Source organism: Streptomyces sp. NPDC059957, from assembly GCF_042730015.1.
Lineage (GTDB): Bacteria > Actinomycetota > Actinomycetes > Streptomycetales > Streptomycetaceae > Streptomyces.
Genome location: NZ_JBHWMB010000014.1, coordinates 78,246 through 104,118, shown reverse-complemented (window position 1 = coordinate 104,118; position 25,873 = coordinate 78,246). Strand labels below are relative to the sequence as shown.

Sequence of the window (25,873 nt, the reverse complement as noted above, 5' to 3'; positions counted from 1 at the left end):
CCGTCCGGTGAATACCCAGGCGAGCACCAGCAACCCCGCCTTCGAGTGGTCCGCACTCGACCAGCAGTCCGTCGAAGTCGCGCGCGCCCTCGCGGTCGACGCAGTCGAGAGGGCCGGACACGGCCACCCCGGCACGGCCATGAGCCTCGCCCCGGCGGCGTACCTCCTCTTCCAGCGGCTGCTGCGCCACGACCCGGCGGCCCCCCGCTGGACCGGTCGCGACCGCTTCGTCCTGTCCTGCGGACACTCCAGCCTCACCCTCTACACCCAGCTCTACCTCTCCGGCTACGGCCTGGAGCTCGACGACCTCAAGGCGCTGCGCACCGAGGGCAGCCTCACCCCCGCCCACCCCGAGTACGGGCACACCCCCGGCGTGGAGACCACCACGGGCCCCCTCGGCCAGGGCCTCGGCAACGCCGTCGGCATGGCCATGGCCGCCCGCCGCGAACGCGGCCTCTTCGACCCGGACGCAGCCCCCGGCACCTCCCCCTTCGACCACACCGTCTGGGTGTTCGCCTCCGACGGGGACCTCGAAGAGGGCATCAGCCACGAGGTCGGCTCGCTCGCCGGACACCAGCGGCTCGGCAACCTCGTCGTGCTCTGGGACGACAACCGGATCTCGATCGAGGACGACACCTCCATCGCCGTGTCGGAGGACGTCCTCGCCCGCTACGCCGCCTACGGCTGGCACGTCCAGCAGGTCGACTGGACCCGGACCGGCTCCTACGAAGAGGACGTTCCGGCCCTGCACGCGGCGCTGGCCGCCGCCCGCGAGGAGACCGGCCGCCCCTCGATCGTCGCGCTGCGCACGATCATCGGCTGGCCGGCCCCCACGAAGCAGAACACCGGCAAGATCCACGGATCCGCGCTCGGCGCCGACGAGGCGGCCGCGGCCAAGGCCGCCATGGGCCTGGACCCGCAGGCCGCCTTCCAGGTCCCCGCCGAGGTGCTCGCCCACGCCCGCGAGGTCGCCGACCGCGGCCGCGCGGCCCGCGCGGAGTGGGACAAGCGCTACCAGGACTGGCGCACCGCCCGGCCCGGGCAGGCGGCCCTCTTCGACCGGGTCGACGCCAAGCGGCTGCCCGAGGCCTGGCAGGAGAGCCTGCCGGAGTTCACCGCGGGCGGCGAGATGGCCACCCGCAAGGCCTCGGGCGAGGTGCTGAACGCGCTGGCCGGCGTACTGCCCGAACTGTGGGGCGGCTCCGCCGACCTCGCCGAGTCCAACAACACCACCATGAAGGGCGAACCCTCCTTCATCCCCTCGGAGTTCGCCACCCAGGCCTTCCCCGGCCACCCCTACGGCCGCACGCTCCACTTCGGCATCCGCGAGCACGGCATGGGGGCCGTCCTGAACGGCATCGCCCTGCACGGCGGGACCCGCCCCTACGGCGGCACCTTCCTCGTCTTCTCCGACTACATGCGCCCCGCCGTCCGCCTCGCCGCCATGATGAAGCTGCCCGTCACCTACGTCTGGACCCACGACTCCATCGGCCTGGGCGAGGACGGCCCCACCCACCAGCCGGTCGAGCACCTCTGGTCGCTGCGCCTGATCCCGGGCCTCGACGTGGTCCGCCCGGCCGACGCCAACGAGACCGCCGCCGCCTGGCGGGCGATCCTGGAGCGGGACGACCGGCCCGCCGGACTCTGCCTGACCCGCCAGAACGTCCCCGTCCTGCCCGACCCCGGCGCCGCGGCCGTCGCCCGGGGCGGATACGTACGGGCCGAAGCCGAGGGCGGGGAGCCCCGGGCGGTCGTCCTGGCCACCGGCAGCGAGGTCCACATCGCCCTCGCGGCACGCGAACTCCTGCAGCGGGAAGGCATCCCGACCCGGGTCGTCTCGCTGCCCTGCCTGGAGTGGTTCGCGGAGCAGCCCCGGGAGTACCGCGACTCCGTCCTCCCGCCGCGGCTGCGCGCCAGGGTCTCGGTGGAGGCGGGCTCCACCCTCGGCTGGCCCACCCTGATCGGCGATGCGGGCGAGGCCGTCGGCATCGACACCTTCGGCGCCTCCGCGCCGTACCCCTCCCTGTACGAGAAGCACGGCCTCACCCCGGAGCGGGTCGCGGCGGCCGTCCGTACCAGCATCGCCCGCGCCGCCGAGCGGCACGCGGCGCCCGGGTCCGAGGGGCCGTCGCCGAAGGAGGGCCCCCGATGACCGAGGTGACCGCGGGAACCCTCGCCGGCACGGGCCGCGCGGCCCGGATCCCGGGCTCGAAGAGCATCACCAACCGCGCGCTGCTCCTCGCGGCGGCGGCGGACGGCACCAGCTGCCTGCGCGCCCCCCTGGTCAGCGAGGACACCACCGCCTTCCGGACCGCCCTGACGGGTCTCGGCGTCCAGGTGACGGCGACCCCCCACGACGAGTTCTGGGAGGTCGGCGGCCTCGCCGGAGGACCGGCCCACGGCGGCCGCGTCTGGTGCGCCGACGCCGGGACCGCGGCCCGCTTCCTGCCGCCCTTCGCCGCGGCCGGCCACGGCTCGTACGTCTTCGACGGCTCGGAGCAGCTGCGCGCCCGCCCGCTCCGCCCGCTCGCCGACGCCCTCGGACGGCTCGGCGCGAGGGTGCGGACCGAGGACGGGGGCACCCTGCCGCTGCGCATCGAGGCCGAGGCGCTCGACGGGGGCGAACTCGCCGTCGACGGCGGGCTGAGCAGCCAGTTCCTGAGCGGGCTGCTCATGGCCGCACCCCTGCTGCGCTCCCCGCTGACCGTGACGGTCGGCGAGCTCGTCAGCCGCCCGTACATCGACATGACCATCGCCCTGATGCGCCGCTTCGGCGCGCGGGTCACCGAGGACGCGCCGGGCGTGTTCGAGATCGGCACCGGCGGATACCGCGCCACCGACCTCGTGATCGAACCGGACGCCTCCACCGCCTCCTACGTCTTCGCGGCCGCGGCCGTCACCGGGCGCTCGGTCACCGTGCCCGGTCTCGGGCGGGACAGCCTCCAGGGCGACCTCGGCTTCGCCGGCGTCCTGCGCACGGCCGGAGCCGAAGTGGAGATCGGCGAGCACGCGACGACGGTCACCGGCACCGGCCGGCTCCGCGGCGGATTCGACGTGGACATGGGCACGATCTCGGACACCTTCATGACGCTGGCCGCGATCGCCCCGCTCGCGGACGCCCCCATCACCATCCGCGGCATCGGGCACGCCCGCCTCAAGGAGTCGGACCGGATCGCGGCGGTCGCCCTGAACCTCTCCGCGTGCGGGGTGCGGACCGAGACCGGGCGCGACTGGATCACCGTGCATCCGGGCGAGGTCCGCCCCGCCCGGATCGCCTGCCACCGCGACCACCGCATCGCCATGGCGTTCTCCGTGCTCGGACTGCGCGCACAGGGACTCCACCTCGACGATCCGGCCTGCGTGGGCAAGACCTTCCCCGGCTTCCACGCCGAACTGGCCCAGCTGTTCCCGAAGACACAAGGAGAACGAGGATGACGGACGTACTCGTCGCCGGCGGCGGCATAGGCGGACTGGCGACGGCGCTGAGCCTGGCGGCCCGGGGCCACCGGGTGACCGTGCTGGAGCGCCGGCCCGGATTCGCCGAGCTCGGCGCGGGAATCCAGCTGGGACCCAACGCCTTCCACGCCCTCGACCGGCTCGGTGTGGGCCAGGCCGTGCGCGACCGGGCCGTCTTCATCGACGAGCTGCGCTTCATGGACGCCACCAGCGGGGAGAGCGTCGCGCGGATGCCGCTGACGGGCGCCTACCGGGAGCGGTTCGGCAACCCGTACGCCGTCGTCCACCGCGGCGACCTCTACCAGCCGCTGCTCGACGCCTGCCGGGCCGCCGACGGAGTCACCCTGCTGGCCGGGCACCCGGTCATCCGGTACGAGCAGACGGCCGACGAGGTCACGGCGATCACCGACACCGGGCAGCGGTTCACCGGGGACGTGCTGATCGGAGCCGACGGCATCCGGTCGGCCATCCGCCGCCAGCTGATCGGAGACGGGGACCCGCGGGTCTCGGGACACACGATCTACCGGTCGGTCATCCCCATGGAGAAGGTGCCCGAGGAGCTGCGCTGGAACAGCGTGACCCTGTGGGCCGGACCCAAGTGGCACTTCGTGCACTACGCGATCGGCGGCGGCGAGTTCCTCAACCTGGCCGCCACCCGCGACAACGGCGCGCGCGAGGCGCTCGTCGGGCTCCCGGTGGACCGGGACCACGTCCTGGGCGAGTTCCCGGAGCTGGGCGACGCGGCCCGGCGGCTGCTCGAGCTCGGCGAGGAGTGGAAGACCTGGGTGCTGTGCGACCGGGACCCGGTCGAGGGCTGGACCGACCGCCGGGTCGCGCTCATGGGTGACGCCGCGCACCCGATGCTCCAGTACGCGGCCCAGGGCGCGTGCATGGCGCTGGAGGACGCGGTCGTGCTCGGCGAGGTGCTGGACCAGGGCAGCCGGGACGGCGGAGATGCCGCCCGGCGCCTCGAGCGGTACAACGAGCAGCGGCGCGAGCGCACGGCGAAGACCCAGCTGGTGGCCCGGGAGATGGGCACGCAGCTCTACCACCCCGCCGGCGAGGAGGCGACGGCCCGCAACCGGATGCTCGCCGGGTACAGCGCGGAGGACCTGTACGACACGGTGGCGTGGCTCCACGGGTCCCGTGACTTCACGGCCGGGCCGGTGCGGTCAGCCGAACTCGTCGAGGGAGGCGTCCGGTGAGCAGGCTGCGCTGGCTGACGGCCGGGGAGTCGCACGGACCGGCCCTGGTGGCGACGCTGGAGGGGCTCCCGGCCGGTGTTCCGGTCACCACCGCCCTGGTGGCCGAACACCTGGCCCGGCGCCGGCTCGGCTACGGGCGCGGTGCGCGGATGACGTTCGAGCAGGACGAGATCACTTTCCTCGGCGGGGTCCGGCACGGCCTGTCGCTGGGTTCTCCGGTGGCGGTGATGGTCGGCAACAGCGAGTGGCCGAAGTGGCAGACGGTGATGTCGGCCGACCCGGTGGACCCGTCGTCGCTGAAGGAGACGGGCCGGGGCGCGCCGCTGACGCGCCCGCGTCCGGGGCACGCGGACCTGGCGGGGATGCAGAAGTACGGGTTCGACGAGGCCCGGCCGGTCCTGGAGCGCGCCAGTGCGCGGGAGACGGCCGCGCGGGTCGCGCTGGGGGCGATCGCCCGGTCCTTCCTGAAGGAGGCCGCCGGGATCGAGATCGTGTCGCACGTGGTGGAACTGGCCGGGGCCAGGGCCCCGCACGGGGTGTACCCGAAGCCGGCCGACGTGGCGGAGCTCGACGCGGACCCCGTGCGGTGCCTGGACGCGGACGCGGGCAAGGCGATGGTCGCGGAGATCGACCGGGCCCACAGGGACGGCGACACCCTGGGCGGTGTGGTCGAGGTCCTCGCGTACGGCGTACCCGTCGGGCTCGGCTCGCACGTCCACTGGGACCGGCGCCTGGACGCGCGGCTGGCGGCCGCCCTGATGGGCATCCAGGCCATCAAGGGCGTCGAGATCGGCGACGGCTTCGAACTCGCCCGGGTGCCCGGCTCGAAGGCGCACGACGAGATCGTCTCCACCCCCGAGGGCCTGAGGCGCACCTCCGGCCGTTCCGGCGGCACCGAAGGCGGGCTGACCACCGGCGAGCCGCTGCGGGTGCGGGCCGCGATGAAACCCATCGCGACGGTGCCGCGGGCACTCGCCACGGTCGACGTGGCCACCGGCGAGGCGACGGTCGCGCACCACCAGCGCTCCGACGTGTGCGCCGTGCCCGCGGCGGGCATCGTCGCCGAGGCCATGGTCGCCCTGGTGCTGGCCGACGCCGTCGTGGAGAAGTTCGGCGGGGACTCGGTCCCCGAGACCCGCCGCAACGTGCGGTCGTACCTCGGCAACCTCCGGTACACCTGACCCTCCCCGGCCGCACGCCGGCCGCGCCCGGGCCGCACCCCGGCCGGCCCCCTACACCCCTTGTGCCGCACGGGGTGTGGGGTCCCGCCACCACCGCCGGCCACGGGCAGGTGGCCGGCGCACCTCCCCCGCGAGGGGGCCTGGGGGCGACGGTATGACTGCATTCGAAGCAGCCTAGGGGGGCCTGTGGTGACCACCGTCATGAACACCATCGTCCGAAGGGAACTGTCCGCCGTGGGTGCGCGGGAGGGCCGCTCCACCGCGGTCCGGATCCGACGCGACCCGCTCCGCGAAATCACCGAGGACCTGTGCGGCACGGTCTTCGCCTCGCTCCGCCGCAAGGACCAGCGGGAGAAGGCCCAGGGGTACGTACGGGGCCTGCTCGCCACCACGGGGCGCAAGTCCATCCGCAGCATCGCCGCCCACGTCGAGGGAGACGCCGCCGAACAGAGCCTGCACCACTTCATCTTCAGCTCCACCTGGGACTGGCAGCCCCTGCGCACCGCGCTGTCGGGCTACCTGGAGCGCACCACCCCGCCGACGGCGTGGGTCGCCCAGCCGATGGCGATCCCCAAGGGCGGCGAGCACTCGGTCGGAGTGGGCCACCACTTCGACCCGCACCAGGGCCAGATGTTCCGCGGCCAGCAGGCGTTCGGCACCTGGTTCACCTCACCCGAGGTGGCCACGCCGGTCGGCTGGAGGCTGTTCGTACCGGACGGCGAGAACGACGCCGGGGCCGCCGCCAACTCCGTGCGGCGCAGCACCGGCAGCCCCGAACCGGCGCACCACACCTCGTACGAGGAGTGCGCGGCCAGCGGTGTCATCGAGACCGTCAAGGCCGCCGCGATGCCGGCCCACCCCGTCGTCCTCGACATCCGCGACATCGGCACCCGCCTGACGATGAACCGCTTCGCCGAGGCCCGGATCCCCGTCCTGGCCCGGATCAGCCCGGTCGGCCGGCTGCTCGTCACCGACCCCGCGCTGCCCGGCTACGGCGCCGGCCCGCTGAACGCCGAGGACATCCTCCAGTCCCTCAAGGGGCTGCGGGCGCCCGTCGAGTGGGCCGACCCGGTCAACCCGTCGGTGCGCCGCAGCACCCTCGCCGTCGCCGTCGGCGTGATGATGCCCGACCCGTCGGCCGCCCGGCGCCGCCAGCTCGTGCTGGTCGGCGAGTGGACCGACCCGCACCGGCTGCCGACCCGGCTGTGGATCACCGATATGACCCGGCTGTCCGTGGCCCGCCTGCTGCGGCTGACCAAGCAGGCCCCGCGGGTGGCGCTCGCCTCCCAGCGCAGCGGACAGGAACTGGGACTGCGGGACTACGCCGGACGTTCGCTGCACGGCTGGCACCGGCACGTCACCCTGGCCTCCATCGCCCACGCCGCCCACAGCCTCGCCGCGGCGCGTCAGTAGCCCCCGGCCCCCCGCCCCCTGCCCCACCCGTCAGACCATGCGTGGAGCGGACCCGGACCCCGACTCGGTGCGCCGTTCGTGCAGGACGTCGCGGGCCTTGCGCAGCCGCAGCGCCATCTGGATCTCCAGGGCCCGGTCCGGCCGTTGCCAGTGCGGGCCGAGCAGTTCCGTGATGCGCGCCATGCGGCGCGAGACGGTGTTGGCGTGGACGTGCAGCGCCTCGGCCGCACGGGTGGGGCTGCCCCCCGACTCGAAGTACGAGTCCAGGGTGCGGGTCAGCTCCGTGAAGCGGGTCCCGTCGTAGTCCAGGACCGGGCCGATCGTCGACCCGATGAACGCCTCGACATCATGGTCGGTGGACAACAGCAGTCCCAGGAAGCCCAGTTCGCTCAGCGAGGCGGTTCCGCCGGCGCCGTCGAGCGCCGTCAGGGCGTCCAGGCAGCGCACGGCCTCCGCGTACACCTGGGCCACTTCGCGGGCGCTGCGCGAGGGCCCGGCGGCCCCGGTGGACACGGGGTGCCCGAGCAGCGGTGACAGTTCGGCCGAGACCTGGCGGGCGGCGGCCCCGGCGTCGGAGCCGGGGACGACGAGGACGATGCACCCGCGGCGCACACCCCCCAGCCCGTTCATCCGGTGGGCGTACGAGGATGCCCAGGCCACCGCCCTGCCCAGCTCCCCGCCCTCCGGCCGGGCCACCACCACCACGTGGGGGCGGTCCAGCTCGATCCCCAGGCGCCGGACGCGATCCAGCAGGTGCCGGTCGGAGCGGGTCGGCCGGTGCCGGTCCAGCAGCTCCTGGAGCAGCTCCTCGTGGACCGGGCCCTCGGCGGCGGCGGTGCCGCGCTGGATCAGGATCAGCGAGGCCACGGTCTGGGCGGCCATCCGCAGGAGCCGTACGTCCTCGACCGTCAGCGGCGCCGATGCGTGCAGCACCAGGACGCCGAGCTCCTCTGCGCCGGCCAGGACCGGGGCCAGCCACACGTCGCCGGGCAGTTCCACGGGCCGCAGCCCGTGGGCCGCCAGGGCCGCCCTGGCGACGGCCTCCTCGTCGAGGTCCGCCGGGAGCTCACCGGTGGAGACCAGCAGCCGCCCACCGGGATCCCGGACCTGGACGACCCCGTCCAGCGCGTCCGCGGTCGCCCGCGCCAGTGCCGACAGGCTCGCCCCGTCCAGTACCAGCCCGGCCAGCCGGGAGTGGCACTCCCACAGGTAACGGACCCGGGTCAGGGTGGAGTTGGTCTGGGATCCGAACCGCTCCAGCTCGGCGACCTCCTGCTGGGTCTGCTCCAGCAGGCGCGCCTTCTCGATGGCGACGGCAGCCAGGTCGGCGAGGGAGAGCAGCAGCCCGATCTCGTCCGGGGTGAAGCGGCGCACGTCCCGGTCGGCGCCGTACAGGGCGCCCAGCGTGGAGTCCCCGTTGCGCAGGGGCACGGCGATGATCGCGCGCAGCCCCTCGGCCCGGGCCACGGTGTCGATGCCGGGGCCGTGCGGGACGGTGTCGTCGTTCAGGTAGTCGGCGCTCCACAGGGGCGCCCGGTGGGTCTGGGCGGCGCTGCCCAGGCCCGAGCCCAGTTCGAGCCCTGTGTTCTGTGTGGTGCTCTCGCCCTCGGAGGTGCGTACGTAGCCGGTGCCGTCGGGGCGGTTGAGGGACACCCAGGCCATGTCGAGGCCGAGCAGTCGCCGGGCCCTGCGGTTGATCACCCGGAGCAGGCCGTCCAGGTCGTACGGTGAGGTCAGATCGTGTGCGGTGTCCACCAGCGCGGCCAGGGACGCCTGTCGCTGCCGACCGAGCGCGGCGTTGCCGCGGACGGCCTCGGCCAGCTCCAGGGCGCGGGTCAGCTCGGCCACCTCCGCCGCACCGGCCCCGGATCTTCGGGCCTCGTGCAGTAGGGCCTCTAAGACCCCGGGCGGAGCCTCCTGCGCGAGCAGTTCCAGCACGGCCAGCGCGCCGGACCCTCCCCGGTGGGCGCCCGTCTCCGGTCCCATACGTGTCTCCCCTCGTCTGACCAGCGCAAATCAAGCCAGCTCCTCGAACCTAGGTTCCGTCCGCCGAAGGGTCAAGCGGCGCCTGGCCTTTGGGGCCGGGAAGGGGGTGTGGGGGAGCCAACACCCCTGCCCTGCCTGCCCGTACGTCAGGGGGCGGGCGGGTGAACCGCCTCCGTCGTGATGATGCGGGGCAGTGCGTACGGATGGTGGGCCGTCAGCCAGGTGATGAGGCGCTCGCGCACGGCGCAGCGGACGGTCCACACGGCGTCGCCGTCCTTCGCCGTGACCACCGCGCGGACCTGGATGGTGTGCGGGGTGGTGTCGGTGACCGCCAGGGAGCCGGTCCGCCCGTCCCATTCCGGGATGTCCGCCAGGATCCGCTGGAGCTGCTCGCGCATCAGCCCCACCGGGGCACTGTGGTCCAGGTGCCAGAACACGGTGCCCGTCATCTGGGCGCCGCCGCGCGACCAGTTCTCGTACGGCTTGCTCGTGAAGTAGGAGACCGGCATCGTGATCCGGCGCTCGTCCCAGGTGCGGACCGTGAGGAAGGTGAGGGTGATCTCCTCCACCGTGCCCCACTCCTTGTCCACCACCACCGTGTCGCCGATCCGGACGGTGTCGCCGAAGGCGATCTGGAGTCCGGCGAAGAGGTTGCCGAGGGCGGCCTGCGCCGCGATGCCCGCCACGATGCCGAGCACGCCCGCCGAGGCCAGCATCGAGGTGCCGACCGTGCGCATCTCGGGGAACGTCAGGAGCATCGCGCCGAGGGCCACGACGATCACCACCGCCGTGACCACCCGCTGGATCAGCGTGACCTGCGTACGGACCCGGCGGACCCTGGCCTGGTCCGAGGCGTCGGCCGCGTAGCGGGCGTACGTGGAGTCCACGATCGCCGTCGTGATGCGGATCAGCAGCCACGCGGCCCCGGCGATCAGGACCAGGGTCAGCACGTGCCCGGGGCCGTCCGCGCGCCGCCGCACGGCCTGGAGCAGGGAGGCGGCCAGGACCACCAGGAACGGCGGACGGCAGCGGCGCAGCAGCCCCCACAGCGGGGTCTCGCTGTGCCGGGCGTCGGCGCGGCGCAGCAGCAGGTCCAGCAGCCAGCCCGCGAGCAGGGTGACGGCCAGGGTGCCGGCGACGGCCGCGATCGGGCGCAGGAAGGAGTCCGTGTCCATGCAGGCCAACGTAACCGGAGGGGCTCGCCCGAAACTGGCACGATGGGGGCATGAACATCATGCTTTTCCATTCGACCTACGGGCTGCGGCCCGCCGTGCGGGAGGCGGCCGACCGGCTGCGCGCGGCCGGGCACCAGGTCCAGGTGCCGGACCTCTTCGAGGGACGCACCTTCGAGACCGTCGAGGAGGGCATGGCCCACCAGGAGGAGATCGGCCGCGACGAGCTGCTCAAGCGGGCGGTACTGGCCTCGGCCCCCTACTCCGACCAGGGCCTCGTCTACGCCGGCTTCTCCTTCGGAGGCTCGATCGCCCAGCACCTGGCGTTCGCCGACGAGAAGGCGCGCGGGCTGCTGCTCCTGCACGGGACGGCCGACCTGGAGGAGAACGCCTACGTCGACGAGCTGCCGGTGCAGCTGCACATCGCCGATCCGGACCCCTTCGAGCCGCACGACTGGCTGACGGCCTGGTACCTGCGGATGCGCAAGGCCGGGGCGGACGTGGAGGTCCACGGCTATCCGGGGGCCGGGCACCTGTTCACCGACCCGGGGCTGGACGACTACGACGCCGAGGCAGCGGAGCAGACCTGGGCGGTGGCCCTGGCCTTCCTCGACGGCCTGTAGAGCGGCCGTCGGAGAGGCGTTCGGACGGAACACGGCAATGGGGCCCCGCACGCGGGGCCCCATCGTCATGAGTGCGTCACATCGTCACATCGTGACGGCGCCGGAGCATCAGGAGCGGTAGGCCGTCCACATGCTCTTCATACGGGCCACCTGGCCCGCGGTGAACTGGTACATGCAGTTGTCGTACGTGTAGTCCATGAAGTTGTGGATCGGGTCGACGCCCGCCTTGCTGGCGCAGGTGTCACGGCCCGTCGGGCACTGGAAGGCCGCGCTCTTCTCGGCCGGGGTGTCCGAAACGGAGTCGCCCGCGCCGTTACAGCCGCCCTGGAAGGTGTGGTACAGACCCATCCAGTGGCCGACCTCGTGGGTCGCGGTGTCGCCCTCGTTGTAGTTGGCGGCGGTGCCGCCCGGCAGCGAGGTGTCCAGGACGACCACGCCGTCCATCGAAGGCTGGGAGGCGTAGGAGCTGGGGAAGGTGGCCCAGCCCAGCAGCCCGCCGGAGAGGTTGGCGGTGTAGAAGTTGAGGGCGCCCGGGCCGCCCTTGCGCAGGGTGCTCTTCATGGTCTTCTCGGCGGTGGAGCCGGAAGCCAGGTTGTACCAGCTCGCGTTGTCCGTGTAGTCGGTGCCCGCCAGGGTGAACTGGTAGGTGCTGTCGACGTTTCCGGTGCCCTGGCCGGCGTAGGCCGCGTTCAGGACCGCCAGCTGCTTGCTGATGTCCGTGGACGTCAGCTTTCCGGTGGTGCCGGAGTGGATGACGTGGAAGTACACGGGGATGCTGGTGGCGGCCTCGGCGGCGCGCAGGCTGCGCCGCTCCTTCGAGATCTTGTCCAGCTTCGCCTTGAGGTCGGCGTCCATGGCCTTGGACTGGGCCTCGGTGACCTCGTTCGGCTCGGCCGCGTGCTGGTCCTTCGGGCGCGCCACACGGGCGTTGGCCGCAGCGCCGGACGCCTCCTCGGCACACACCTCGGCGCCGGTCTTGGCGGCGGCGACCGTGGTGGGGGCGGCGAGCGGGGTGAAGGCCAGGGTGCCGGCGAGTACGGCGGTACCCATCAGGCGGCGGCGAAGAAGGGGGGATATGCGGGCAAGAGCGCGCACGTGTGCTCCTCGCGAGTGGGGGGTTGAGCGGGAGGGATCTCCTCAGCTGGCGGGAATCTTACGTGCGCATGTCATAAACAGGTCAAGTGCTCTACGTAAAAGATTTGTTGCTTCTGATGTCAAAGGGGCGCCTGGTCTACGCCAAGCGCCCCTTCGGACGGGAAATCTGGCGGAGTGTCAGCGCACCGGCCGGTCCGCCCGCTCGACCTTCTGGGTCCCGTTCAGCGTGCGGTACGAGCGTGCCCAGGCGGCCGTGGCGTCCTGGCGCCGCTTGTCCGAGACGACGTAGTAGTCCATCTGGGAACGCTCGGCCGTCACGTCCAGCACGCCGTAGCCGTGGGCGTCCATGTCCAGCCATTTCACGTGCCGGTTGGCGGCCTTGATCGCCGTCTCGGCGACCAGCGAGGCCGTGTCGGCCGGTACGTGCAGCAGGTCGTCGATGTTGTCGGAGGTCACCGACGTCACTACGAACTCCACGCCCGCCGACCGCGACCACGGGTAGGTGGCCGCCGTCACCGGGACGTCGTTCGCCCAGGCCATGTGGATGTCACCGGTCAGGAAGACGGTGTTGCGGACGGACCGGTCCGTCAGGTGCCCCAGCAGCTCCCGGCGGTCGTCCGTGTACCCGTCCCACTGGTCCACGTTGACCGCGAGCCCGCCCGCGGGCAGGCCGAGCAGTTCGGCGAGGGGTCCCAGCAGGTGCGCCGGCAGCGAGCCGAAGGCCACCGGCGAGATCATCACCGAGGTGCCCACCAGCTTCCAGGTGGCCTGGGAGCCGGCCAGTCCGGCCTTCAGCCAGTCCAGCTGGGCCCGCCCGGTGAGGGTGCGCTCCGGGTCGTCCACCGCGCCGCTGCCCGTGCTCGCCTGCTGCGAGCGGAAGGTGCGCAGGTCCAGCAGGTGCAGGTCGGCGAGGGTGCCGAAGCGCAGCCGGCGGTAGACGGTGCCCTCAGTGGAGGTGCGGACCGGCATCCACTCGAAGTACGCCTGCCGGGCGGCGGCCGCGCGGCCCGCGAAGGAGCCCTCGGTGGCGGGATCGTGGTTCTCGGCGCCGCCGGACCAGGTGTCGTTGGCTATCTCGTGGTCGTCCCAGATCGCGATGACCGGGTGGGCCTGGTGCAGGGCCTGCAGGTCCGGGTCGGTCTTGTACTTCCCGTGGCGGGTGCGGTAGTCGGCCAGGGTGAGGATCTCGTGCAGCGGCTCGTGCTGCCGTACGACGTACTTCGCCTCGGGGTAACCGCCGCTCTGGTACTCGTAGATGTAGTCGCCCAGATGCAGGACCGCGTCCAGATCGGCCCGCGCGGCCAGGTGGCGGTACGCGGAGAAGTAGCCGGCCTCCCAGTTGGCGCAGGAGACCACGCCGAAGCGGATCCCGGCGGGCGCGGTCGCGGCGGCGGGGGCGGTACGGGTGCGGCCGGCCGGGGAGACGGTGGCGCCGGCGGTGAACCGGTACCAGTAGGCCGTCTGCGGCCGCAGGCCCCGTACATCGGCCTTGACGGTGTGATCGGAGGCCGCGCTCGCGGTGACGGTGCCGCTCGCGATGACCCGGGAGAAGGCCTTGTCCTCGGCCACCTCCCAGCCCACCGCCACGGCCGGCCCCGCGCCGGAGCCCGGTACGGCCCCGGCGACCGGGGTGACGCGGGTCCACAGCAGGACCCCGTCGGGGAGCGGGTCGCCCGAGGCGACGCCGTGCAGGAAGGAGGGTGCGTCTTCGGTGGTGCCCGTGGCGGCGTGGGCGGCTTCGGCGCCCAGCGCGGCGATCGGGACGAGTGCCGCCGTGGCCGCCGCGGCCAGGACGACCGTACGGCGGCGGGGGGTCGGCGCGATCGCCGATTCCGGGGCGGAAGGGGAGAGTTGACTGGTCACGGATGATCATATTACCGACGGGTATTCGCTCTGGACCAGCCCCGTGAAAGCAACGGACGGGCGAACTCTGGGAGTTCGCCCGTCCGTCGGTGGTTCAGCCTGGAAGCGTCAGCCGGCGATGGCCTTGTCGATCGCCGCCGTGAACGCCTCGGGCGACTGCGGCAGCGGGTCGATCTTCTTGCCGTCCATCTTCAGCGTCGGCGTGCCCTTCACACCGCTCTTGTCGAAGGTCTTCGACATCTCCAGCGCCCACCGGTCGTAGGTGCCCTCGTCGAGCGCCTTCTTGAACTCGGCGTTCCCCTTGAGCGCCGGAACCTGGTCCGCGACGAGGAGCAGGTAGGAGTCCTTGGCGAACTTGTCGTCCTTCTCCTCCGGGTGGTTCGCCGCGGAGTAGAGGGCCGTCTTGTACTCCAGGAACGCCTCGGGGCTGACGTTGAGGGCCGCGCCCAGCGCGCTCAGGGCGTTCTTCGAGCCGCTGCCGGGGAAGCCGTTGTCCAGGAAGGTGGCGCCGATGAACTGGATCTTGTACTTGCCGGCGTCGACGTCCTTCTTGACCTGCGGGCCGACCGCCTGCTCGAAGCTCGCGCAGACCGGGCAGCGCGCGTCCTCGTACAGCTCCAGGGTCTTCTTGGCGTCGGCCTTGCCGACGATCACCGTCGTGCCGTTCTCGCCCGAGGTGTTCTTCGGCGCGACCACGGGGGCGTCGGCGGCCTTCTCCCAGGCGCTCGGCTTGTTGGACTGGACGACGGCGTAACCGACGCCGCCGGCCAGGGCGAGGGCGGCCACGACGCCGCCCGCCACGAACACCTGCCGGCGGACCCTGGCCTTCTTGGCCTGCTGCTCGCGCTCGATGCGCAGCTTCTCGCGGGCCGCCGCCTTGTTCGCCTGGCTGTTGCGTGCGCTCATCGTTCTCTCCGTGGGGGTGTGGCTCCGCGGTGGAGCCGGCTGTCAGGGGGACCGTCCTCGTACGTCAGGCGCGAGCGAACGCGCCGGGCGTGCGAGGAGGTCCCCGCCGTCCCACGGAGTGCACGGGGAAGCGGGTACGGGCCACCGCGCTGCGCAGCGCCGCCCGCGACGAGCGCCGCACCGGAGCGAGGGCGCGCGCCGCACGGGCCGAGGCCATCCGCAGCGGCCGGAAGGCGCAGGCGGACGCGGCGCGCAGCAGCCGGCCGAGCGCCCGCTCCCCGCGGTGCAGCCACAGCGAGGCGAGCAGTCCGACCGACACGTGCGCGCCCAGCAGCAGCCAGGGCGCCCACGGTCCGGGCGCGGCCAGCAGCGCGGCCGGATCGGCGGGCCCGCCCACCTCGGCCAGCGCCCCGCCCACCGGGCTGCCCCCGCAGAAGTCGGCCAGCCCCATGGCCCGCAGCGGACCCGAGACGGGGCCGCCCGCGGGGCCGTAGCAGAGGTGCTGGCCGGAGGTCAGGACGGTGTCGGCGGCCAGTTCCAGGGGGACGAGCAGCCCGGCGATGTGACCGAAGCCACGCTCGCGCCCGGCCAGGGCGAAGGCGATCGCGAAGACCACGACGAAGGCCCCCACCACCAGGGCGGGAGGCAGCGGCACCCGGGACATCAGGACGTGCGAGCCCGTCGAGAGCAGCACGACGACCGCGCTGAACAGCGCGGCCCGCAGCCCTCGGAGACCCACCCCTGATATGTCCATCGTCGCGAGTGTGCCACGAGTCCCTGTGGGGGCGGGCCGGAGGTCCTGCCCTACGGCAGGATCCGGCCGTTGCGGAAGAGGTCCACGAAGATCTGGTGGTCGGCCCGGGCCCGGGCGCCGTAGGCGTGCGCGAAGTCCACCAGCAGGTTCGCGAAGCCCTCCTCGTCGGCGGCGATGGCCGCGTCGATGGCCCGCTCGGTGGAGAACGGCACCAGCGTCTGGCCGCTCTCCTGCGCGTCCGCCGCGCCGTGCATGGTCGCCGTGGCCCGGCCCAGGTCCGCGACCACGGCCGCGATCTCCTCCGGGTCGTCCAGGTCCGACCAGTCCAGGTCCACCGCGTACGGGGAGACCTCCGCGACCAGCTGACCGGCCCCGTCCAGCTCCGTCCAGCCGAGCCACGGGTCGGCGTGCGCCTGCAGGGCCCGCTGGGAGATCACGGTGCGGTGCCCCTCGTGCCGGAAGTACTCGCGCACCGACCGGTCGGTGACGTGCCGGGACACGGCCGGGGTCTGCGCCTGCTTGAGGTAGATCACGACGTCGTTCTCCAGGGCGTCGCTGTGCCCCTCCAGCAGAATGTTGTACGAGGGCAGGCCCGCCGAGCCGATCCCGACGCCCCGGCGGCCCACCACGTCCTTGACCCGGTAGGAGTCCGGGCGGACCAGGGACTCGTCGGGCAGGGTCTCCAGGTACCCGTCGAAGGCGGCGAGCACCTTGTACCGGGTGGCGGCGTCCAGCTCGATGGTCCCGGGGCCGGGGGAGAAGCGGCGCTCGAACTCGCGGATCTCGGTCATCGAGTCGAGGAGCGAGAAACGGGTGCGGCGGCGGGCGGCGCGCAGGGCCTCCAGCAGCGGACCGTCGGCGGTGTCCAGGGTGAAGGCGGGGACCTCGTCGTTCTTGGCGCCCGTCGCCAGCGCGTGGATGCGCTCCCGGTAGGCGGCCGCGTAGATCCGGACCAGCTCGCTGATCTGGTCGTCGCTGAGCGCCTTGGTGTAGCCGAGCAGGGCGACGGAGGCGGAGAACCGCTTCAGGTCCCAGGTGAAGGGGCCGACGTAGGCCTCGTCGAAGTCGTTGACGTTGAAGACCAGCCGGCCCTGGGCGTTCATGTAGGTGCCGAAGTTCTCGGCGTGCAGATCGCCGTGGATCCACACCCGGCCCGTGCGCTCGTCCAGGTACGGGCCGCCGTGCCGCTCGCGCTCCAGGTCGGCGTAGAAGAGGCAGGCGGTGCCCCGGTAGAAGGCGAAGGCCGAGGCCGCCATCTTGCGGAACTTGACCCGGAAGGCCGCGGGGTCGGCGGTGATCAGCTCGCCGAAGGCGATGTCGAACACGTCGAGTATCTGCTCGGCGCGCTGCTCGTCGGTCGTCTCGGGAACCGCCATGGCGGGTGCCTCCAGGTGGCGCGGGGTGGAACGCATATCGGACACGGGTCCTTGGGTCTGCAACGGATGAAGCTACCCCGCCGTGCCCGGGATCTGTCACTCGGGCCACGTAGGATTCATTGCTGCCGCCCCCTCTCTCCCCGCCCGCCCGTCACCCGACCGCCGCCCCTCATCGAGGCACTCCGCGCCACTGTGATCTTCAGGAGCCCCCACCGTGACCAAGACGCCGTTCACGCACCTGCACGTCCACACCCAGTACTCCCTGCTGGACGGTGCCGCGCGGCTGAAGGACATGTTCAACGCGTGCAACGAGATGGGCATGACGCACATCGCCATGTCCGACCACGGCAACCTGCACGGGGCCTATGACTTCTTCCACACGGCGAAGAAGGCCGGTGTGACGCCGATCATCGGCATCGAGGCGTACGTCGCCCCCGAGTCCCGGCGCAACAAGCGGCGCATCCAGTGGGGCCAGCCGCACCAGAAGCGCGACGACGTCTCCGGTTCCGGCGGTTACACCCACAAGACGATCTGGGCGGCGAACTCCACCGGGCTGCACAACCTCTTCCGCCTGTCCTCCGACGCGTACGCCGAGGGCTGGCTCACGAAGTGGCCGCGCATGGACAAGGAGACCATCTCCCAGTGGTCCGAAGGCCTGATCGCCTCCACCGGCTGCCCCTCCGGTGAACTGCAGACCAGGCTGCGCCTCGGCCAGTTCGACGAGGCCCTGAAGGCCGCGTCCGAGTACCAGGACATCTTCGGCAAGGACCGCTACTTCCTGGAGCTGATGGACCACGGCATCGAGATCGAGCGCCGGGTCCGCGACGGGCTGCTGGAGGTCGGCAAGAAGCTCGGCATCCCGCCGCTGGTGACGAACGACTCGCACTACACGTACGCGCACGAGTCGGCCGCGCACGACGCCCTGCTGTGCATCCAGACCGGCAAGAACCTCTCCGACCCGGACCGCTTCCGCTTCGACGGCACCGGCTACTACCTGAAGTCCACGGAGGAGATGTACGCCGTCGACTCCTCGGACGCCTGGCAGGAGGGGTGCCGCAACACCCTCCTGGTGGCCGAGCAGATCGACACCACCGGCATGTTCGAGGCCAAGAACCTCATGCCGAAGTTCGAGATCCCCGAAGAGGGCTACACCGAGATCACCTGGTTCAAGGAGGAAGTGCGGCGCGGCATGGCCCGCCGCTACCCGGGAGGGGTCCCCGACGACCGGCAGAAGCAGGCCGAGTACGAGCTGGACGTCATCATCCAGATGGGGTTCCCCGGCTACTTCCTCGTCGTCGCCGACTTCATCATGTGGGCGAAGAACCAGGGCATCGCGGTGGGTCCCGGCCGCGGCTCCGCCGCCGGCTCGATCGTGGCCTACGCCATGGGCATCACCGACCTCGACCCGATCACCCACGGGCTGATCTTCGAGCGCTTCCTGAACCCCGAGCGCGTCTCCATGCCCGATGTCGACATCGACTTCGACGAGCGCAGGCGCGTCGAAGTGATCCGGTACGTGACCGACAAGTACGGCGACGACAAGGTCGCCATGATCGGCACGTACGGAAAGATCAAGGCGAAGAACGCCATCAAGGACTCGGCCCGGGTCCTCGGCTACCCGTACGCCATGGGCGACCGGCTCACCAAGGCCATGCCCGCAGACGTCCTCGGCAAGGGCATCGACCTCAACGGCATCACCGACCCCTCGCACCCGCGCTACGGCGAGGCCGGCGAGATCCGGGCGATGTACGAGAACGAGCCGGACGTGAAGAAGGTCATCGACACCGCCCGCGGTGTGGAGGGCCTGGTCCGCCAGATGGGCGTGCACGCCGCCGGCGTGATCATGTCCAGCGAGCCGATCGTCGACCACGCACCGGTCTGGGTGCGGCACACGGACGGCGTGACCATCACGCAGTGGGACTACCCCCAGTGCGAGTCGCTCGGCCTGATCAAGATGGACTTCCTGGGCCTGCGCAACCTCACGATCATGGACGACGCCGTCAAGATGGTGAAGGCCAACAAGGGGATCGACCTCGACCTCCTGGGCCTGCCGCTCGACGACCCCAAGACCTTCGAACTGCTCGGCCGCGGCGACACCCTCGGCGTCTTCCAGTTCGACGGCGGGCCCATGCGCTCCCTGCTGCGCCTGATGAAGCCCGACAACTTCGAGGACATCTCCGCCGTCTCGGCCCTGTACCGGCCGGGCCCGATGGGCATGAACTCGCACACGAACTACGCCCTGCGCAAGAACAAGCAGCAGGAGATCACCCCGATCCACCCGGAGCTGGAGGAGCCGCTCAGGGAGATCCTCGGCGTCACCTACGGCCTCATCGTGTACCAGGAGCAGGTCCAGAAGGCCGCCCAGATCATCGCCGGCTACTCGCTCGGCGAGGCCGACATCCTGCGCCGCGTGATGGGCAAGAAGAAGCCCGACGAACTGGCGAAGAACTTCGTCATCTTCGAGGCCGGCGCCAAGGAGAAGGGCTTCAGCGACCAGGCGATCAAGGCGCTGTGGGACGTCCTGGTCCCCTTCGCCGGCTACGCCTTCAACAAGGCCCACTCGGCCGCGTACGGCCTGGTCTCCTACTGGACCGCCTACCTCAAGGCCAATTTCCCGGCCGAGTACATGGCCGGCCTGCTCACCTCGGTCAAGGACGACAAGGACAAGTCCGCGATCTACCTGAACGAGTGCCGCCGGATGGGCATCAAGGTGCTTCCGCCGAACGTGAACGAGTCGGAGGCGAACTTCGCCGCCCAGGGCGACGACGTGATCCTCTTCGGCCTCACCGCCGTGCGCAACGTCGGCACCAACGTCGTCGAGTCGATCATCAAGAGCAGGAAGGCCAAGGGGAAGTACTCCACCTTCCCCGACTTCCTCGACAAGGTCGAAGCCGTCGTCTGCAACAAGCGCACCGTCGAGTCCCTGATCAAGGCCGGCGCCTTCGACGAGATGGGCCACACCCGCAAGGGCCTGGTCGCCCACCACGAACCGATGATCGACAACGTGGTGGCCGTCAAGCGCAAGGAGGCCGAGGGGCAGTTCGACCTCTTCGGCGGAATGGGCGACGAGAGCGCGGGCGACGAGCCCGGGTTCGGCCTCGACGTGGAGTTCTCCGACGTCGAGTGGGAGAAGGCCTACCTGCTCGCCCAGGAGCGTGAGATGCTCGGCCTCTACGTCTCCGACCACCCGCTCTTCGGCCTGGAGCACGTGCTCTCCGACAAGACCGACGCCGGCATCTCCCAGCTCACCGGCGGAGAGCACGGCGACGGCGCGGTCGTCACCATCGGCGGCATCATCTCGGGCCTCCAGCGCAAGATGACCAAGCAGGGCAACGCCTGGGCCATCGCCACCGTCGAGGACCTGGCCGGCTCCATCGAATGCATGTTCTTCCCCGCGACCTACCAGCTCGTCTCCACCCAGCTGGTCGAGGACACCGTCGTCTTCGTCAAGGGCCGCCTGGACAAGCGCGAGGACATCCCCCGGCTCGTCGCCATGGAGATGATGGTCCCGGACCTCTCCAACGCCGGCACCAACGCCCCCGTGATCCTCACCATCCCGACCGTCAAGGTCACCCCGCCGATGGTGACCCGGCTCGGCGAGATCCTGCGTCACCACCAGGGCAACAGCGAGGTGCGGATCAAGCTCCAGGGCCCGCGCACCACCACCGTGCTCCGGCTCGACAAGCACCGGGTCAAGCCCGATCCGGCGCTCTTCGGCGACCTCAAGGTGCTGCTCGGCCCGTCCTGCCTGGCCGGCTAGCCGCCACCCACCCCCGTATGCGGGAAGGCCCGCCCCTGTCGACAGGGGCGGGCCTTCCCGCGCATGAGGCAGCGATGCCGGGGTGGAGGCGTCAGTTGTGGCCGAACTTCTTTTCCTTGCGCTTCCCGGCCATCTGCAGCGGACTCGGGGCAGCCGGGGTCGAGGCCGAGGACGAGGAGTCCATCGAGCTCTTCGCCGGATCCTGTGCAGCCGAGCGCTCTTCGGACTTGGCGGGCTGCTGGCGGTTCTTGTTCTTGGCCATGGGATGCCTCCGTGGGGGGTTTAGGGGCCAGGGCCGCCTTCACACTCACACAGGGCCGTAAACGGCGCATTTTGGATCATTACCGCGCGTAGTCGGGGCTCCTGCCGGGGACCTCTGAGAGATACGCCACGCCGATGATCGAGTTCCGGCCGTCAAGGCCGTTGCCGTCGGGCAGACTCGGGGAAACCGCGAAAGACACAGAGGACCCCCAGGGAAGAGGGTGGTACGCGTGGACCGCTGCGTCGTCCTGGTGGACGCCGGCTATCTGCTGGGCGCCGCCGCGAGCCTCCTCGCAGGAGAGCCGTCCCGCTCCCGGATCACCGTCGACCACGCGGCCCTCATCCAGGGCCTGCGCGAGCGCGCCGAAGCCGACACCGAGCAGCCGCTCCTGCGGATCTACTGGTTCGACGGTGCACCCGACCGGGTGCCCCAGCCCGAGCACCGGCGGCTGCGCGTCATGCCCCGCGTCACCGTCCGCCTCGGCGCCCTGACCCGAAGCGACGGCCGCTGGGCCCAGAAGGGCGTCGACGCGGCCATGCACGCCGAGCTCACCGAGCTCGCCCGCAACCGGGCCTGCTCGGACGTCGTGCTCGTCACCGGCGACGGGGACCTGCTGCCCGGCCTGATGTCCGCCAAGGAACACGGGGTCGCCGTCCACCTGTGGGCCGTCCAGGCCGCCGACGGGGACTACAACCAGTCCGAGGACCTCGTCGCCGAAGCCGACGAACGCCGCGTCCTGGACCGCACCTGGATCACCCGCGCCGTCCGCGCCCGCGACCTCACCGGACTCTGCGCCCCGGCGCCGGCCCCGCGCCCCGAGATCGCCGCCATCCTCTCCGCACCGCTGCCCGAAGCCGCCCTCGCCGAAGCCGCCCGCGGCAACGGCAACGGAAGCCGGCCCGCGGCCCCCGTGGAGCCCGAGGAGGGCGGCGCAGCGGCTGCCGCCGGATCCACCACCGCCAACGGCAGGACCGTCCCGACCCCGAAGGACCTCGCGGGCGCCCTGCGCGCCCCCGGCGCCCCCGGCGCCCCCGCGGCCGCACCCGGGCCCGGCCAGACCCTCGGCGCGGCCCCGGCCGGCAGCGCCCTGCGGTGGTCCTCCGACAAGGGGTGGATCGACCGGGCCGGGCCGCTCGGCGAGCCCGCCGAAACCGCCTCGCTGCCCACCCTCGCCCAGCTCACCTCCGCCGAGCAGCGCTGGGCGGACCGCGAGGAGGACATCACCACGGTCGGCGGCGACCCCTTCGAGGTCGGCCAGGTGTTCGCCCGGCGGTGGATGGAACGGCTCCCCGAGACCGTGCACCTGCAGAAGCTCGCCACCATGTACCCGCGGATCCCGCACCGGATCGACGGGGAGCTGCTGCGCTACGCCGCCCGGTTCGGACTCCTCGCGCACAAGGACGACCAGATCGACGAGCACGACCGCTACGCCATCCGGGCCGGCTTCTGGCGCGAGATCGACGTACGGGCGGCCGCGGAACACGTGGCCGGCGGTGGTGCGCCGGCCGGCCCGGCCGCCGCGGCCGTGGCCGGATCGGCCCCCGTGGCGGCGGCTCCGGCGGCCCCGGCAGCCGAGTAGGGGCTGCAACCCCGTAGGCTGCCTCCTCGTGACAACGGGGACAGCACAGGCGGATACGGGCACGGCAGCGGCCGCGGGAGCGGCCACCGACGTGGTCTGCGCGGTACGTGACCTGGTCAAGACGTATCCCGCCGTACGGGGACGCCGCGGGGCCCCGGCCCTGCCCGAGACCCGTGCCACCGACGGGATCTCCCTGGACGTGCGCCGCGGCGAGATCTTCGGACTGCTCGGCCCCAACGGCGCCGGCAAATCCACCCTGGTCCGCCAGCTCACCGGCCTGCTGCGGCCCGACTCCGGCTCGGTGAACCTGCTCGGCCACGACCTCGTGCGCCACCCCGACCGGTCGGCCCGGCTGCTCTCCTACCTCGGCCAGGAATCCACCGCCCTCGACGAACTCACCGTCTCGCTGGCCGCCGAGACGACCGGCCGGCTGCGCGGGCTCGGCCTGCGCGAGGCGCGGACCGTACGGGACTCCGTACTGGAAGAGCTCGGACTGACCGGGATCGCCGGCCGCCCCCTGAAGAAGCTGTCCGGCGGACAGCGGCGCCTCGCGTGCTTCGCCGCCGCACTGGTGGGGGAGCGGCCCGTCCTGGTGCTCGACGAGCCCACGACCGGCATGGACCCGGTGGCCCGGCGGGCCGTCTGGGCCGCCGTCGACCGGCGCCGCGCCGAGACCGGGGCCACCGTGCTGCTGGTCACCCACAACGTCATCGAGGCCGAGACCGTCCTCGACCGGGTCGCCGTCATCGACCAGGGCCGGGTCATCGCCTGCGACACCCCCGCCGGGCTCAAGGCCCAGGTGTCCGGGGAGGTCCGGCTCGAACTGGTCTGGCGCGAGTCCGCTCCGCTGGGTTTTCCGGAGGTCGCGGAGCTGCGTGAGCTCGCCGTGGAGACGGGGCGGCGCTGGGTGCTGCGGCTCGGGCCCGACCAGGCGCGGTCCGCGGTGGCCGCGGTGACCGGCGGCCCGGCCTTCGCCGCCCTCGACGATTTCACACTGGCCACGCCGAGCCTGGAGGACGTGTACCTCGCGCTGGGCGGGAAGACGAAGGGGCTGGTGAAGTCGTGAGCGACCGTCCGGCAGGCGCTGTCGCGCCGATCGGGGCGTCGATGGCCGACGCGCCCACACATGACGTGCAGATCGCCGCCGCACCCGCGACCGCCGGGAAGGGCGCCGCCTCGCCGAACGCGGTCCGACAGCACCTCGCCGCGCCGCTGGCACCCCGCGCCCGGTTCTTCCCGGCGCTGGCCGCCGTCTACCGGGCCCAGCTGTCCCGCGCGCGGGTCTCGCGGATCCCCCTGCTGTTCGTGGCCACCTTCCAGTCCGTCGGGATCATGATCCTGATGCGGGGCGTGGTCGACGGTGGCTCCGAAGCGCGGGCCGTCGTCGCCGGTTCCTCCGTGCTGGTCGTCGCCTTCGTCGCGCTGAACCTGCTCGCGCAGTACTTCGGGCAGCTCCGGGCCAGCGGCGGGCTCGACCACTACGCCACCCTGCCGGTGCCGCCCGCGTCCGTGGTGCTGGGCGCGGCCGCCGCGTACGCCTCCTTCACGCTGCCCGGCACGCTGGTGACGGCCGTCTTCGGCAGCGTGCTGTTCGGGCTGCCGATGGGCGGACTGTGGATCCTGGCCGCCGTGGTGCCGCTGGCCGGCGCCGCCCTCGCCGGGCTCGGCGCGGCGCTGGGCCTGCTCGCCCCCCGCCAGGAGCTGGCCACCCTCGCCGGACAGCTCGGCATGTCCGCGGCCCTGCTGCTGGGCGTACTGCCGCCCGAGCGGATGCCCGACGTCATCGTCTGGGCGCGTGACCTGCTGCCGTCCACGTACGGCGTGGAGGCCTTCGCCCGGACCTTCGAGCCGCATCCCGACTGGGCGGCGGTCCTCCTCGACCTCGGCGTGTGCGCGGGGGTGGGGGTGCTGTCCCTCGCCCTCGCGACCTGGGCCTACCGGCGGGCAGCGGTCCGCTGACGCCCGCCGGGGCCGATCGTTAAATCAAACACTTCCTGGCACGATGTGGGGGTGACCGAAGCCGTGACCCCCTATGACAAGCCCGACCAGCCGCCGTCGGAGTCCCCTTCGGCTGCGACAGCGGCCGCGGCCGCGCCCGCGTCGGAGCCCGCGTTCTCCCCGTCCGACATCCGCGACGGGGCCGCCATCGCCCTCGTGATCGGCGTGGCCGGCGTGCTGCTCGGACTGCTGTGGGTCTGGCTCGCGCCGAGGGTGCAGTACGTCTCCAACGGCGAGGCCGTGTTCCTGCAGGACACCGAGAGCGAGGCCCGCATCGGGGCCGACGGGACCTTCCTGCTGCTGTCCGTGGCATTCGGCGTGCTGAGCGCGCTGGGCGTCTTCCTGTGGCGCCGCGCCGGGGGCGCCGCGCAGGTGGTCGGGCTCGCGGTCGGATCGGTCTTCGCCGCGCTGGTCGGCTGGCGCGTGGGCCTGTGGCTGGGCCCCTCCGCGGACCTGGTGGCGGCCGCGCGGAAGGCGGGGAAGGGTGTCCCCTTCGAAGCCCCGCTGGAGTTGCTCGCGCACGGGGCGCTGCTCGGGTGGCCGATGGCCGCGGTGATCGTGCACCTGGCGTTGACGGCGCTGTGGGGCACGCGGGATCCCGCCCCGGAGCTCGCGATGTGGCCGTCCGGCTATTACCAGGCCCCTGCGGGCCCCGCCGACTCCCCGGCCCCGGAGCCGTACCCGTCGGCGTCCCCGGACCCGTCCGGTACGGAGCCTCCGCGACCGTAGGCCCGGCCGGGGCGTTACGCGCGGGCGATCGGGGCCGGAGTGGCTGCGGTCAGGGCGATCAGGGTGGCCGGGGCGAGCTCGACCTCCAGGCCGCGGCGGCCCGCCGAGACGCAGATCGTGGGGAAGTCAGAGGCCGAGGCGTCCAGGACCGTGCGCAGGCGCTTGCGCTGGCCCAGCGGGGAGATGCCGCCCAGGACGTAGCCCGTGGTGCGTTCCGCCAGGGCCGGGTCGGCCATCGCCGCACGCTTGCCGCCCACCGCGGCGGCCAGGGCCTTCAGGTCGAGGCTGCCCGAGACCGGGACCACCGCGACCACCAGCGAGCCGTCCACGTCGGCCAGCAGCGTCTTGAAGACCTGGGAGGGGGAGACCCCGAGGGCCTGGGCCGCCTCCTCGCCGTACGACGGGTGGGCCGGGTCGTGCTCGTAGGCGTGCACGGTGAAATCGGCGCCGGCCGCCGTCAGGGCCACGATCGCCGGAGTGCCCGCAGGCTTCTTCTTCGCCATCGGTGCGCCGTC

At 72.4% G+C, this 25,873-nt stretch carries 20 protein-coding genes; 11 read left to right on the top strand and 9 right to left on the bottom strand.

The annotated features are described in order from the left end of the window. Positions 1-7 precede the first annotated feature (7 nt). The 5 genes from tkt (at position 8) to ACFWBW_RS12430 (ending at position 7,255) form a co-directional block, all read left to right on the top strand. Positions 8-2,152, top strand: a complete 2,145-nt coding sequence (tkt, locus tag ACFWBW_RS12450; RefSeq protein WP_385370974.1) for a transketolase — start codon at positions 8-10, stop codon at positions 2,150-2,152. After that, on the top strand, positions 2,149-3,435 hold the full coding sequence (aroA, locus tag ACFWBW_RS12445) for a 3-phosphoshikimate 1-carboxyvinyltransferase (protein WP_385370972.1): 1,287 nt from the start codon (positions 2,149-2,151) through the stop codon (positions 3,433-3,435). Before tkt ends, aroA begins: the two co-directional genes overlap by 4 nt. Further along, on the top strand, positions 3,432-4,661 hold the full coding sequence (locus tag ACFWBW_RS12440; RefSeq protein WP_385370970.1) for a 3-hydroxybenzoate 6-monooxygenase: 1,230 nt from the start codon (positions 3,432-3,434) through the stop codon (positions 4,659-4,661). Before aroA ends, ACFWBW_RS12440 begins: the two co-directional genes overlap by 4 nt. Beyond that, a complete protein-coding gene (gene aroC, locus ACFWBW_RS12435) occupies positions 4,658-5,842 on the top strand; it encodes a chorismate synthase (RefSeq protein ID WP_385370968.1) in 1,185 nt (394 codons plus the stop codon). The genes ACFWBW_RS12440 and aroC overlap by 4 nt, the downstream gene beginning before the upstream one ends. 201 nt (positions 5,843-6,043) lie before the next feature. Further along, positions 6,044-7,255, top strand: coding sequence for an IS701 family transposase (locus ACFWBW_RS12430; RefSeq protein ID WP_385370966.1), 1,212 nt, complete (start codon positions 6,044-6,046; stop codon positions 7,253-7,255). A 30-nt stretch (positions 7,256-7,285) separates the two neighbouring features. Here ACFWBW_RS12430 and ACFWBW_RS12425 read toward each other — a convergent pair whose 3' ends face one another. Both ACFWBW_RS12425 and ACFWBW_RS12420 read right to left on the bottom strand, forming a co-directional pair. Continuing rightward, positions 7,286-9,241, bottom strand: a complete 1,956-nt coding sequence (locus ACFWBW_RS12425) for a GAF domain-containing protein (protein ID WP_385370964.1) — start codon at positions 9,239-9,241, stop codon at positions 7,286-7,288. A 146-nt stretch (positions 9,242-9,387) separates the two neighbouring features. Continuing rightward, positions 9,388-10,416 carry a mechanosensitive ion channel family protein gene (locus ACFWBW_RS12420; protein WP_385370961.1) on the bottom strand — a complete coding sequence of 343 codons (1,029 nt, stop codon included), beginning with the start codon at positions 10,414-10,416 and terminating at the stop codon, positions 9,388-9,390. A gap of 50 nt (positions 10,417-10,466) precedes the next feature. Here ACFWBW_RS12420 and ACFWBW_RS12415 point away from each other — a divergent pair, with 50 nt between their 5' ends. Continuing rightward, the gene (locus ACFWBW_RS12415) at positions 10,467-11,036 is read left to right on the top strand and encodes a dienelactone hydrolase family protein (RefSeq protein ID WP_385370960.1); all 570 of its coding nucleotides are present in this window, start codon (positions 10,467-10,469) and stop codon (positions 11,034-11,036) included. A gap of 108 nt (positions 11,037-11,144) precedes the next feature. On the opposite strand, the gene ACFWBW_RS12410 is transcribed toward ACFWBW_RS12415, so the two are convergent. The 5 genes from ACFWBW_RS12410 to ACFWBW_RS12390 all read right to left on the bottom strand — a co-directional run bounded on the left by ACFWBW_RS12410 (position 11,145) and on the right by ACFWBW_RS12390 (position 17,030). Continuing rightward, positions 11,145-12,086: a M43 family zinc metalloprotease gene (locus ACFWBW_RS12410; protein ID WP_385371050.1), complete on the bottom strand. Its 942-nt coding sequence runs from the start codon at positions 12,084-12,086 to the stop codon at positions 11,145-11,147. A 222-nt stretch (positions 12,087-12,308) separates the two neighbouring features. After that, on the bottom strand, positions 12,309-13,994 hold the full coding sequence (locus tag ACFWBW_RS12405; protein WP_385370958.1) for an alkaline phosphatase D family protein: 1,686 nt from the start codon (positions 13,992-13,994) through the stop codon (positions 12,309-12,311). Between the two features lie 108 nt (positions 13,995-14,102). Further along, positions 14,103-14,900: a DsbA family protein gene (locus ACFWBW_RS12400; RefSeq protein WP_385370956.1), complete on the bottom strand. Its 798-nt coding sequence runs from the start codon at positions 14,898-14,900 to the stop codon at positions 14,103-14,105. Positions 14,901-14,964: 64 nt separating this feature from the next. Further along, entirely contained in the window at positions 14,965-15,654 is a 690-nt protein-coding gene (locus ACFWBW_RS12395; RefSeq protein ID WP_385370954.1) for a hypothetical protein, read from the bottom strand. A gap of 50 nt (positions 15,655-15,704) precedes the next feature. After that, positions 15,705-17,030 carry a DUF2252 domain-containing protein gene (locus tag ACFWBW_RS12390; RefSeq protein WP_385371048.1) on the bottom strand — a complete coding sequence of 442 codons (1,326 nt, stop codon included), beginning with the start codon at positions 17,028-17,030 and terminating at the stop codon, positions 15,705-15,707. Between the two features lie 214 nt (positions 17,031-17,244). On the opposite strand from ACFWBW_RS12390, the gene dnaE reads away from it, so the two are divergent. Further along, entirely contained in the window at positions 17,245-20,790 is a 3,546-nt protein-coding gene (dnaE, locus tag ACFWBW_RS12385) for a DNA polymerase III subunit alpha (RefSeq protein ID WP_385370952.1), read from the top strand. A gap of 91 nt (positions 20,791-20,881) precedes the next feature. On the opposite strand, the gene ACFWBW_RS12380 is transcribed toward dnaE, so the two are convergent. Next, entirely contained in the window at positions 20,882-21,052 is a 171-nt protein-coding gene (locus tag ACFWBW_RS12380; RefSeq protein ID WP_385370950.1) for a hypothetical protein, read from the bottom strand. 229 nt (positions 21,053-21,281) lie between these two features. On the opposite strand from ACFWBW_RS12380, the gene ACFWBW_RS12375 reads away from it, so the two are divergent. The 4 genes from ACFWBW_RS12375 to ACFWBW_RS12360 are packed head-to-tail and all read left to right on the top strand — an operon-like array spanning position 21,282 to position 25,358. Then, complete coding sequence (locus ACFWBW_RS12375) at positions 21,282-22,631, top strand: NYN domain-containing protein (RefSeq protein WP_385370948.1); 1,350 nt, start codon at positions 21,282-21,284, stop codon at positions 22,629-22,631. A 28-nt stretch (positions 22,632-22,659) separates the two neighbouring features. After that, entirely contained in the window at positions 22,660-23,697 is a 1,038-nt protein-coding gene (locus tag ACFWBW_RS12370; RefSeq protein ID WP_385370946.1) for an ABC transporter ATP-binding protein, read from the top strand. A gap of 41 nt (positions 23,698-23,738) precedes the next feature. Continuing rightward, positions 23,739-24,590 carry an ABC transporter permease gene (locus ACFWBW_RS12365; protein WP_385371046.1) on the top strand — a complete coding sequence of 284 codons (852 nt, stop codon included), beginning with the start codon at positions 23,739-23,741 and terminating at the stop codon, positions 24,588-24,590. 51 nt (positions 24,591-24,641) lie between these two features. Beyond that, complete coding sequence (locus ACFWBW_RS12360) at positions 24,642-25,358, top strand: hypothetical protein (RefSeq protein ID WP_385370944.1); 717 nt, start codon at positions 24,642-24,644, stop codon at positions 25,356-25,358. A gap of 14 nt (positions 25,359-25,372) precedes the next feature. Here ACFWBW_RS12360 and ybaK read toward each other — a convergent pair whose 3' ends face one another. After that, positions 25,373-25,861 (bottom strand): Cys-tRNA(Pro) deacylase, encoded by a 489-nt coding sequence (gene ybaK / locus ACFWBW_RS12355; RefSeq protein WP_385370942.1) that lies wholly within the window; start codon positions 25,859-25,861, stop codon positions 25,373-25,375. Between the last annotated feature and the right edge of the window lie 12 nt (positions 25,862-25,873).